We start from the raw sequence: 10,371 nt of genomic DNA, 5'->3' as shown, positions 1-10,371 counted from the left end.
TTCAAGATCCCCCGCCGCCTACCAGGCAGCGCAAAGAAAAGACTACCAGGACCCCTAGAACGTGTCAAGTACCCCCAGGGCTTCCTCGGGCCAAGGGCTTTGGTGCTCCTTGCACCCCGTTAGCACGCCGGACACCCAGGCGCGGTGAGGACTGCAAGGGTCATGGCCCGCATAACCTTGACGCATACCGCATATCGGCGTAGCTTGAGAATAAGCCCGGGCCCCAAAGCCCGGCGGTTTTGTTTTGGGAGGGCGCCATGCGCTTTGAAAAGATCGCCCCCTACACCTACCGCATCCCCCGGCAGGGGAAGATGCGGGTGGACGCTATCTTCTTCGCTTCCGAGGAGATCCTAAGGGACCTGGAAACGGAGAACTACGCTTCCTTGCAGCAGCTGATGAACGTGGCCACCCTGCCCGGCATCGTGGAGCCGGCCCTGGCCATGCCGGATATCCACTGGGGCTACGGCTTTCCCATCGGGGGGGTGGCGGCCTTTGACCCCGAGGTGGGCGGGGTGGTGAGCCCGGGGGGGTGGGGTTTGACATCAACTGCTTGCCCCCGGGAACCCGTGTCCTAGCCCACGACCGCTACACGCGGCCCATTGAGGAGCTCGCCCAAGAGCGAGATCCCCTCTTGGTGGCCTGGCGCTTAGGGGAGCGCCCCGAGGCGGCGCGCGCCCTTTTCCTCCTTTCCCGGGAAGGGGAGGAGTTGGTGCGCCTCCGCACCGAAGGGGGTTTTGTCCTCGAGGCCACCCCCGACCACCCGGTCTATACCCCTGCAGGAATGCGCCCCCTGGGCGAACTGCGGCCGGGCGACCAAGTGGCGGTTCACCCTTTCCGGGGGCTCCCTTACGAACCGCCTCCTCCCCTGACCCTTGTGGGGGAGGAGGCGGCGGAGGCTTGGGCTAAGGAGCTGGGCTTTCCCCGGGCCCCCTTGGAGCTCCGGGCGCGGGGGCTTCTCCCTCTTAGGGCAGACCATCCCCACCTGCCAGCCCTTTTGCGCTTGATGGGGTACTCCCTGGGGGATGGGACCCTGTACCGCTCTGGGGGAAAGGCCTACCTCGTGCTCTACGGGGCAAGGGAAGGCCTCCTGGAGGCCAAGGCCGATCTGGAGCGTCTAGGCTTCCGGGCGGGGGGCCCTTATCTGCGCTGGCGCCGCCACAGCTTCCGGGGCCGGGCCTTTTCCGCGGAGGAGGCTAGCCTGAAGATATCCTCCCGCGCCCTCTTTCTCCTTCTCCGCGCCCTCGGGCTTCCCGAGGGGGCCAGGGCCAAGCAGGGATTTAGGCTCCCGCCTTGGCTTTTTGCCCTTCCCCCTTGGCTTAAGGCCAACTTTCTAGCGGGGCTTTTCGGGGCGGAACTCTCTGCGCCCAGGGCCGTGAGTGGCCACGGCTACAACCTCCTGCCCCCAGTCCTTTCCCAGTCCAAGCGCAGAAGCGCCTTGGAAGAGGGACGTGCTTTTATGCAGGACCTCGCCCGGTTGCTGGCCTCCGTGGGATTAGAGGTGCAGGACCTGCGGGAAGAGGCGGATTGGGAGGAGCCGGAGGACCCTTCCCACCGCTTCAAGCTCATCCTCCGATCCACCCCGGAAAACCTGGCCCGGCTTTACGAGGAAATAGGCTACGCCTACGCCCCCACCAAGGCCCGGCTGGCCCTTCTGGCCGCCTTTTACCTTCGGAAGAAGGAGGCGCACCTGGCCGAGCGGGAGGCCCTGGCCAAGAAGGCTTGGGCGCTCCGGAAGGCGGGCTATTCGGTGAAGGCCATCGCCCAGGGGCTTGGGGTCTCACGCCGCTTTGTGGAGCGCACCCTTTACGAGGAGCGCCGTTCCTTCCGTCCCCAAGGCTTTCCCACCTTTCCCGAGTTCGTGGCGGCTTGCGAGGGCATGCTCTTTGACCGGGTGGTGGCCGTGGAACGGGTGCCCTATGGGGGTAGGGTTTACGACCTTTCCATGGCCCATCCAGACCACAACTTTGTGGCAGAAGGGTTCGTGGTTTCCAACTGCGGGGTCCGCCTTTTGACCTCCCACCTCACCTTGGAAGACCTCCTCCCCCGCCAGCGGGAGCTCGCCGACGCCCTCTACCGCCTGGTGCCCTCCGGGGTGGGGAGCGAAAGGCGGGACGTGCGCTTTAGCAAGCGGGAGCTCAAGGAGATCCTTAAGGAGGGGGCGGGGTGGCTGGTAAAGCGGGGCTTCGGTTACCCGGAGGACGTGCGCTTCATTGAGTCCGAAGGCCGCCTCCCTTGGGCCAACCCCGACAAGGTCTCGGAAAGGGCCTTTGAGCGGGGAACCCCCCAGATCGGCACCTTGGGAAGCGGCAACCACTTCTTGGAGGTGCAGTACGTGGACGAGGTGTACGACCTCGAGGCCGCCGAGGCCTACGGGCTTTTTAGGGGCCAGATCACCGTCCTCATCCACACGGGAAGCCGGGGCCTAGGCCACCAGGTCTGCCAGGACTACGTGGAGCGCTTCCTCAAGGTAGCCCCTCGGTACGGGATTGAGCTCGTGGACAAGCAGCTCGCCGCTGCCCCCATACGAAGCCCCGAGGGGGAAGACTACCTCCAGGCCATGGCCGCTGCTGCCAACTTCGCCTTCGCCAACCGCCAGCTCATCGCCCACTTCGTGCGGGAGGCCTTTGAGGCGGTGGGCTACGCCCCTCGGGACCACGGCCTCCGGGTCCTCTACGACCTCGCCCACAACAACGCCAAGTTTGAGGAGCACAGGGGGCGCCGGGTCCTGGTCCACCGCAAGGGGGCCACCCGGGCCTTTGGGCCTGGCCACCTGGAGATCCCCCCGGAGTACCGGAAGGTGGGCCAGCCCGTCCTGGTGCCGGGGGATATGGGCCGCTACTCCTACGTTCTGGCGGGTACGGCTAGGGCCATGGAGGTTTCCTTCGGCTCCAGTTGCCACGGGGCGGGGCGGAAAATGAGCCGGCACCAGGCGAAGCGGGTGGCCAGGGAGCGGAACCTGGTCAAGGAGCTTGCGGAAAGGGGCATCCTGGTCAGGGCTGCCACCCGGGCCACGGTGGACGAGGAGATGCCCGAGGCCTACAAGGACGTGTCCCTGGTGGTGGAGGCGGTGGAGGGGGCGGGGATTGGCAAGAAGGTGGCCCGCCTCCGGCCCCTCATCGTGGTGAAGGGCTAAGGCCTTTCTCACGAGGCTTTGCTTTCATGGGGGGATGAGGCTTCTTGCCCTTCTCCTCCTCCTCGGCCTCGCCCTAGGGCAGGGCTTCCCCGCAGGGGTCTTTGGCCTCGCCTTCCGGGAGGAAGGGGGGGCCTGGGTGTACGAGGGAGAGGGCGTCCGGCTCGTGTACGTGCCCGGGGTGGGGTGGGCGGAGCCTTTGGGGGACTGGCCGGCCCCGGAAAGGGAGCGGCTCCCCTTGGGGGTACTGAGGGATTTGGGCTACTTCCAGGTACCTGAGGCCTCGGCCCGCTTTGGGAGCCAGGGGCGGGCCTTCCGCCTTGTCCTGGACCTTCCCGGCCCTGCCGCCATGCCCCCTCAGGAGGGCATGGCGCGGGAGGGCCTGCGCCTCCGGTTACCCTACCTGGCGCCGAAGGCCCTCGAGGCCCCCTGGCCCAAGGGGGTTTCGGCCTCGGTGCGGCTTCTTCCCCAGGGTACCGAGCTAACGCTTTCCGCCCCCGGGAAGCTCCTCCGCTACCGGCTATTTCCTTTGAATGACCCTCCCCGCCTCGTCCTGGACCTCTACCCCCTGGCCCCGGAGGTGGAGGAGGTTCTGGCCCCAGGGGTGCGCTACCGCGAGGTCTGGGCTTTCGCCCCGGAGCCCCTAAGGCTCTACCTGGTGGAGGCGGAAAGGGGGAGGCTTCTGCCCGTGGGCACCCCGGGGAAGCGGGCTTTGCCCAAGGACCTGGCCCCAGGGGCCTTGGCCGTCCTCAACGGGGGCTACTTTGACCCCAAGACCGGCACCCCCATCGGGCTTTGGGTCCAGGACGGGGTCACGGTCTCCTACCCCTTCGGCCGCGCCGCCCTGTTTTGGGATGGATTTACCTTCTTCCTGGGCCTGCCCCGCTTTGAAGCGGTGGTGGCGGGGCCCAGGGGGGAAAGGGTGCGGGTGGGGGTGAACGCCTCCCGGGCCCGCTACACCGCCCACACCGTGCCGGGCCCCGTGGGGCGGGAGGGGGAGGAGGTGGCCCTGGTGCGGGGGGACCGGGTGGAGGCCCTCTTCCCCGCCCCGGCGGAGCTTCCCGCCGGGGCCTGGGCCCTCGCTTTCCCCAAGGGGGCCCCGCCCTTCCCCTTGGCGGTGGGGGAACGCCTAAGCCTCTACGGGCGGCTAGACCCCCCTTCCGCTACGCCCTGGAAGGGGGGCCCCTGCTCCTCTGGGAGGGCCAGTACGCCTTTGACCCGGCCAAGGAGAACTTCAAGGATCCAAGGCCCCTCCAGGCCGTGGCCCCCAGGCGGCGGTGGCCTGGACGAGGGAGGGGCGGCTATGGCTCCTCGTTTCCGAGCCCACCACCCCCGGGGTCCTGGCCCGGGCCCTCCTCGCCCGGGGGGCCTGGAACGCCCTCCGGATGGACGGGGGCGGCTCGGCCCAGCTTTGGGTGAAGGGGGTGTTGCGAAGCCCTTACCAAGGGAGCCCCAGGCCCGTGGTGAACGCCCTGGCCCTTTTTGCGCCATAATCCCCTTGTGGGCCCCAGTTTCCACCGCGCCTACGCCAGCCGCCTCGCCTGGCGCTACCGCCTCCTTTTGGCCCTGGCCCTCGCCCTCTTGGGCCTTTCCCACCCCCTTTTCGCCCTCCTTTCCCCCTTGGGCCTCCTCCTTCCCACCCGCCTGTGGGAGGGGAGGGCTCTTTGGGAGATCAGCCGGGTGAGCCTCGCCTACCCCACCGCCCTCGCCTACGGGGAGGAGCGGCTTTGGGCGGAGGCAAGGAAGGCCCCCCTTAGGCTTCCGCCCTTTCCCCTTGGCCTTCTCTTCCTCTACCTCTTGGCCCTGGTGCTAGCCCTCCTCCTCGCCGCCTGGCGGGCGGAAGGGGCGGGGGGCGGGTGGGCCCTCCCACGCCTGGAGCGGCCCGCCACGCCCCAAGGGGCTTCGGGGAGGGAAGAGGGTGCCTCGCAAGCTAGGGGGGAGGAGACGGGGAGGGATGGGGCTTCGGAGAGGGGCTCTTCCCCGGGCCAGGGTGGGGGCTCCTTCCGGAGGGAAGGGGAGGCCCCCGCTTCCCAGGGCGGCACTTCGGGAGAGGTGGGCCCTTCGCAAGGGGAGGGCGCCAGCGGGGCTTCCCCGGGCCCTAGGGGAGGGGTGGGTTCGGGCACGGGGGACGTCCAACAGGGTCCCCCCGTCCTTCCCCCGACGCCCCAAGGGGAGGAAGCGGGTCTCCTTCCCCCGGGGGAGGGGGAAGGCGAGGGCTTGCCTTCCCCTTGGCCCGCGGGTAGGCCCCCCGAGAGGGTGCGCCGGGGGGTGGAGGTCTACCTGGAGAAGACCCCCCTTGCCCCGGAAGCCCGGGAGCTCCTCAGGCGCTATTTCGCCGCGCCTTGAGGAGGGCCAAGGCCTCCTCTAGGGAGACCGGGCCCACCTCGAGGCGCCCCGCCACCGGGAAGGCCCCCTGGCTTCCCCCGTGGCCGAAACGGGCCCCCACCTTGAGGGCCACGTCCTGGAGAAGGGCCCGCATCTTGGCGTGCTTCTCCTCGCCGTGTTCCCTGGCGTGGGGGTTTTCCCGGACCTCCAGGAGGCGCAGGCTCCCGTCCTCCCCCACCTCGTAGATGGCGTACCGGGGAGCGTGGCCGAAGGGGCCTGGGTAGACCCGGCCCTCCTCCTTGTCCAAAGCGATGGCGACGCGCATGGTCCTAGAATACACCCCCAGGGTAAAGGCTACCCTTCCCGCCGCCACTCCCCGCTTTTGCCCCCCGCCTTGTGGAGGAGGCGCACCTCCTTGATGACAAGCCCCTTGGAGGCCGCCTTGAGCATATCGTAAACCGTGAGGGCGGCCACGGCACAGGCGGTGAGGGCCTCCATCTCCACCCCGGTTTCCGCCTTGGTGCGCACCGTGGCCTCAATGCGCACCCGCTTGGCCTCCCTTTCCAGGTCCACCCTCACCTCCACCCCGGTGAGGGGAAGGGGGTGGCAGAGGGGAATGAGGTCCGCCGTCTTCTTGGCCGCCTGGATGCCGGCGAGTTGGGCCACCACCAAGGGGTCCCCCTTGCCCACCCCGCCCTTTTCCAGGGCCAGAAGGGTTTCCTCCGTAAGCTCCACGAAGGCCTCGGCGGTGGCGGTGCGGAAGGTCGCTGGCTTTTCCGTCACGTCCACCATCTGGGGCCTGCCATCCTTGAAATGGGTGAGGTCCATGGCCTTAGTGTAGTACCCTGAGGGCAAATGCCCGAAGGGGACGTCTTGGTGGTGGGGGCGGGAATCTTGGGGCTTTCCGCCGCCTACTTCCTGGCCCAGAGGGGCTTCCCGGTCTTGGTCCTGGAGCGGGAGGCCCCCCTCGCCTGCACCAGCGACAAGTCCACGGAGTGCTACCGGGTCTTCTGGCCAGGGGAGGAAGCCTTGGCCTCCTTGGTCGGGCGAAGCCTCGAGCTCCTCGGCCCCTTTGGGGAAGCGGCCCGGCCTAGGCCGAGGGGCTACCTCTACGTGGGCGAGGCGGAAAGCCTCTTCGCCCTGGCCCAGGCTGCCCCCCACGCCGGGCCCTTGCGGGTTCACCCCAAAGCCGCCACCTACCCGTCGGGGGCGGAAGAGGGGATGGACCTCGTCCTCCCCGGGGCCTTGGGCGAGGTTTTCCCCTATCTGGCCCACCTGAAGGGCAAGGCCGGGCTCCACGTGCGCAAGGCGGGCTGGCTTTCCGCCCACGGCCTGGGGATGGCCCTCCTGGAGGCCCTGAGGAAGGCGGGGGGTAGGCTGGTAGCGGGGGCGTTTTTGGGCCTGGAGCGGGAAGGGGGTAGGCCCCGCTACGCCCGGGTGCGGCGGGGGGAGGAGGAGGCGCTTTGGCCTTTCGCCGCCTTGGTCCTCGCCCCGGGGCCTGGGCTTCCCGCCCTCCTTGCCGCCTTGGACCCCACCCTCCCCGTGGCGGCCGAGCCCCACTTCAAGGCCTGGTTCCCCGACCCCTTGGGCCTCTTCCCCGGGAGACCCCCCTTCTCATCTGGAACGAAGGCCAGGAGATTTTCACCCCGGAGGAACAGGCCCTCCTGCGGGACGAGGCGGCCTTTGCCCCCCTCCTTGGCCCTTTGCCTCCCGGAGCCCACGGTAGGCCCGAGGGGGAAGGCTTCCTCGCCCTTTACAACCCATGGCCTCAGACGGAATTCCCCTGGGCTTGCGGCCCTACCCCGCCTCCGTGGGCGGGGGAGGTGGCCCTTAGGGGGCTTTTCCCCATGCTTCCTGGCCTTCGGGCCTACCTGGGGGTGCGGCCCCGGGTGGACGGGGGGTACTACGTGCGCACCCCAGAGAACCTGCCCCTACTGGGTCCGGTGGCCGAAGGGGTTTACCTCCTCGGGGCCTTTTCCGGTTATGGGGTTATGGCCGCCTTGGGGGCGGGGGAGGCCCTGGCCCGGATGGTGGCGGGGGAGGACCTCCCTTCCTGGGCCTGGGGCTTCCTGCCTAGCCGCTACAAAGACCCTGGCCGCCGCCCCCAAGGGGCGGCGGCCCGGGCGCAGCTTTAAAGGGCGAACTCCTTTAGGAGGCCTTCTAGGTCCAGGCTTTCCCGCTGCCCCAAGGCGGGGTAGACCTCGGGGTAGCGGGGGAGGTAGGCCTTAAGCCGTTCTTCAAAGGTGGGCACCTCCGCCTTCCAGAAGACCCCGATGGGGATCCTTTCCCCCCACTCCGCCGCTTTCTCTTGGAACTGGGCCATCTTCCGGTCCAGCTCCTCGGGAGGAAGCCCTTCCGGGACAAAGGGGTCGTAGCCCTCCTCCTGGAGCTTGTAAAGCCTTGGGGCGAACCACTCCTTGGTGTGCAGGTCGTTGTAGGTGGGGCAGGGCTGGAGGACGTGGAGGAAGGCGAGGCCCTTGTGGTTTATGCCTTCCTTGATGAGCTCTTTCAGGCCCTTGACGTCGTAGGCGTAGCCCCGGGCAATCCAGGTGTACCCGGAGGCGAAGGCCAGGAGAAGGGGATTGATGCGCCCTTGGGGGTTGGGCTTGGGCAGGCTTTTGGTCTTCTCCCCCAGGCCCAAGGTGGGTCCCGCCTGGCCCTTGGTGAGGCCGTAGACCTCGTTGTCGTGGAGGATGTAGAGCATGTCCACGTTCCTGCGGCCGGCGGCCACGAAGTGCCCGGCCCCGATGCCAAGCCCGTCCCCGTCCCCGCCCACGGCCACCACGGTGAGGTGGGGGTTGGCCAGCTTGGCCCCTTGGGCCACGGGGAGGACGCGGCCGTGAAGGGTGTGGACCCCGTAGACGTTCAAGTAGTGGGGGGTCTTGGCCGAGCAGCCGATGCCGGAGAAGACCACGGTTTGGCTCGGGTCCTTCCGAAGCTCAAAGAGGGCCATCTGGAGGGCCGAGAGGATGCCAAAGTCCCCGCAACCCGGGCACCAGTCGGGCTGCTTTTCCGCCTTGTAGTCCTGAAGCTTAAGCTCCACCATGCTAGACTCCCTTCCGCAACACCAAGCGCGCGGGGGCTTCCCCGGAAAGCACCGCCTTAAGGGCCTCCACCGCCTCGTCCAGGGTGATGGGGCGGCCGTTGTACTTCACCACCCGGTGGTGGACCTTCTTCAGGGTTTCCTGCTGCACCAGGTCGGCGAGTTGTCCGGAGTAGTTGTGCTCCACGGTGACGAGCCGCTTCCCCTCCAGGAGGGGGCCGATCTCGGGGAAGGGCCAGAGGAGCCTAAGGTGGAGGTAGCCTACCCCGGGAAGGTGGTCTAAGGCCTCCAGAAGGGTCCCCTTCACCGTGCCGAAGCCCAGGACCAGAACGTCCCCGTCCCGATAGAGGGTGTACTGGTCCTCCAGGGGGATTTCCCGCCTTGCGGTGAGGAGCTTTTGCATGCGCTTTTCCATCTGGTATTCCCGGAGGACGGGGTCTTCCGTGATGTGCCCCTCGAGGTCGTGCTCGTCCGAGGTCATCCAGTAGACCCCCCCCGGGGTTCCCAAGGGGATGAAGGGGGAGATGCCGTCCTCCGCGGGCGCGTAGCGCTCGTAGGGGCCAAAGCCTTCCCGTGGGGCTAGGCGCTTTTCCCCGTTTAGGGAGAGGACCTTCAGGGCCTCCTTGGGGAGGCTTTGCGCCATGGAGGCCAGGAACTTGTCCAGGAGGTGGACCACCACCGTCTGGTACCGCCAGGCCCAGGCCAGGGCCTTCTGGGCGTCCAGGAAGGCGTCCAGGATGTCCCCGGAGGCGAGGACGAGCCTCGGGTACTCCCCGTGCCCGCCCCGGATGGCGAAGAGGAGGTCCCCCTGCTCCGTGCGGGTGGGAAGCCCCGTGGAGGGCCCGCCCCGCTGGTAAAGGGTTACCACCAGGGGGGCCTCAATCATCCCGGCGAAGCCCATCCCCTCGGCCATGAGGCTGAAGCCGGGGCCGCTCGTGGCCGTGGCCGCCTTGGCCCCGGCGAGGGCCGCCCCCACCGCCATGGTCACGGCGGCGATCTCGTCCTCCGTTTGCACCACGGCCACGTCCGCCCCTGGGAAGGCGGTGTGGGCCTCGAGGTAGACGCTTTCGTCCGTGGCGGGGCTGATGGGGTAGTAGGTCTGGAAGCGGAGGCCCCCGGCTAGCTTCCCCAGGGCGGCGGCCTGGGCCCCGGTGAGGTAGACCCGGCCCGGCTCGTAGCCGTTGAGGTGCAGTTGGAAGGAAAGCCTCGGCACCTCCTCGCGGTAGACGGCCTCGGCCACCTTCTCGTTCAGCTCCAGCACCTTGCCCCTAAACTGCAGGGCCAGGGCCTCCAGAAGGGGCTTTAGGGGGAAGCCCAAGAGGTGGAGGCTCGCCGCCACGGCGATGGTGTTCAGCGTGCGCCGGGCCTGCAGGGAGGGCACGCCGAGCTCCGCCCCGATGCGGTCCGCCACCTCCTCGTAAGGGTAGGGTAGGGGCTGGACCCCCGCCTCGGCGTAGGCGGCGAGGATTTCCTTTAGGCTCGGGTCCGCCTTGCCGAAGCGCTCGGCGAGGGCCTCCTGCACCCGGTGGTCCAGCATGGGGAGCTTGTGGACCGTTAGGTCCAGCACCTTGGGGTCGTAAAGGAGCACCCCCCCGGGCCGCACCTCGTCCAGGTGGCGGGCCAGGGTCTCCCCGTCCAGGGCCACCAGGAAGTCCACCTTGCCCCGGAAAGCCCCCACCGGTTTTCGCCCTAGGCGCACGTCCAGGTAGGAGTGCCGCCCCATGATGTTGGAGTGGTACTCCCGCTTGGTGGCCACCCACCACCCCCCCTTGGCCACCGCCCGGGCGAAGAGGGTGGCCGCCGTTTCTATCCCGCCCCCTTGGGGGCCGCCCACGCGCCAAGTGAACTCCTCCATAAGCCCTCCTTGGTCCAG

At 68.4% G+C, this 10,371-nt stretch carries 6 protein-coding genes and 4 pseudogenes; 6 read left to right on the top strand and 4 right to left on the bottom strand.

The window, feature by feature from the left end:
• Positions 1 to 257: 257 nt before the first annotated feature.
• From A0O31_RS13040 to A0O31_RS04875, 4 genes and pseudogenes are all read left to right on the top strand, one after another.
• Positions 258 to 1,933 (top strand): annotated as a pseudogene (locus A0O31_RS13040) (RtcB family protein); the annotation flags it as partial.
• 39 nt (positions 1,934 to 1,972) lie between these two features.
• Positions 1,973 to 3,133 (top strand): annotated as a pseudogene (gene rtcB / locus A0O31_RS13035) (RNA ligase RtcB); the annotation flags it as partial.
• Between the two features lie 34 nt (positions 3,134 to 3,167).
• Positions 3,168 to 4,623: pseudogene (locus A0O31_RS04880) on the top strand (phosphodiester glycosidase family protein).
• A 7-nt stretch (positions 4,624 to 4,630) separates the two neighbouring features.
• Complete coding sequence (locus tag A0O31_RS04875; protein ID WP_071676909.1) at positions 4,631 to 5,476, top strand: hypothetical protein; 846 nt, start codon at positions 4,631 to 4,633, stop codon at positions 5,474 to 5,476.
• On the opposite strand, the gene A0O31_RS04870 is transcribed toward A0O31_RS04875, so the two are convergent.
• Positions 5,451 to 5,780 carry a NifB/NifX family molybdenum-iron cluster-binding protein gene (locus A0O31_RS04870; RefSeq protein ID WP_071677921.1) on the bottom strand — a complete coding sequence of 110 codons (330 nt, stop codon included), beginning with the start codon at positions 5,778 to 5,780 and terminating at the stop codon, positions 5,451 to 5,453. The genes A0O31_RS04875 and A0O31_RS04870 overlap by 26 nt on opposite strands.
• Before the next feature lie 29 nt (positions 5,781 to 5,809).
• Complete coding sequence (gene moaC / locus A0O31_RS04865) at positions 5,810 to 6,283, bottom strand: cyclic pyranopterin monophosphate synthase MoaC (protein WP_071676908.1); 474 nt, start codon at positions 6,281 to 6,283, stop codon at positions 5,810 to 5,812.
• A gap of 27 nt (positions 6,284 to 6,310) precedes the next feature.
• Here moaC and A0O31_RS13560 point away from each other — a divergent pair.
• A pseudogene (locus tag A0O31_RS13560) lies at positions 6,311 to 6,940 on the top strand (NAD(P)/FAD-dependent oxidoreductase); the annotation flags it as partial.
• Positions 6,919 to 7,590: an FAD-dependent oxidoreductase gene (locus A0O31_RS13555; RefSeq protein ID WP_338061440.1), complete on the top strand. Its 672-nt coding sequence runs from the start codon at positions 6,919 to 6,921 to the stop codon at positions 7,588 to 7,590. The pseudogene A0O31_RS13560 and the gene A0O31_RS13555, both read left to right, overlap by 22 nt.
• Here A0O31_RS13555 and A0O31_RS04855 read toward each other — a convergent pair.
• Together A0O31_RS04855 and A0O31_RS04850 are read right to left on the bottom strand one after the other, a co-directional pair.
• Complete coding sequence (locus A0O31_RS04855; RefSeq protein WP_071676907.1) at positions 7,587 to 8,501, bottom strand: 2-oxoacid:ferredoxin oxidoreductase subunit beta; 915 nt, start codon at positions 8,499 to 8,501, stop codon at positions 7,587 to 7,589. The genes A0O31_RS13555 and A0O31_RS04855 overlap by 4 nt on opposite strands.
• Position 8,502: 1 nt before the next feature.
• Positions 8,503 to 10,353 (bottom strand): 2-oxoacid:acceptor oxidoreductase subunit alpha, encoded by a 1,851-nt coding sequence (locus A0O31_RS04850; protein WP_071676906.1) that lies wholly within the window; start codon positions 10,351 to 10,353, stop codon positions 8,503 to 8,505.
• Positions 10,354 to 10,371: the final 18 nt, after the last annotated feature.

This window comes from Thermus brockianus (assembly GCF_001880325.1).
Lineage (GTDB): Bacteria > Deinococcota > Deinococci > Deinococcales > Thermaceae > Thermus > Thermus brockianus.
The sequence above is the reverse complement of the archived record's forward strand: the minus strand, read 5'-3'. Positions and strand labels throughout refer to the sequence as shown.

Coding starts and splice junctions, on each gene's coding strand:
- moaC (WP_071676908.1), bottom strand. CDS start 6,283: ATGGACCTCACCCATTTCAAGGATGGCAGGCCCCAGATGGTGGACGTG.
- A0O31_RS04870 (WP_071677921.1), bottom strand. CDS start 5,780: ATGCGCGTCGCCATCGCTTTGGACAAGGAGGAGGGCCGGGTCTACCCA.
- A0O31_RS04855 (WP_071676907.1), bottom strand. CDS start 8,501: ATGGTGGAGCTTAAGCTTCAGGACTACAAGGCGGAAAAGCAGCCCGAC.
- A0O31_RS04850 (WP_071676906.1), bottom strand. CDS start 10,353: ATGGAGGAGTTCACTTGGCGCGTGGGCGGCCCCCAAGGGGGCGGGATA.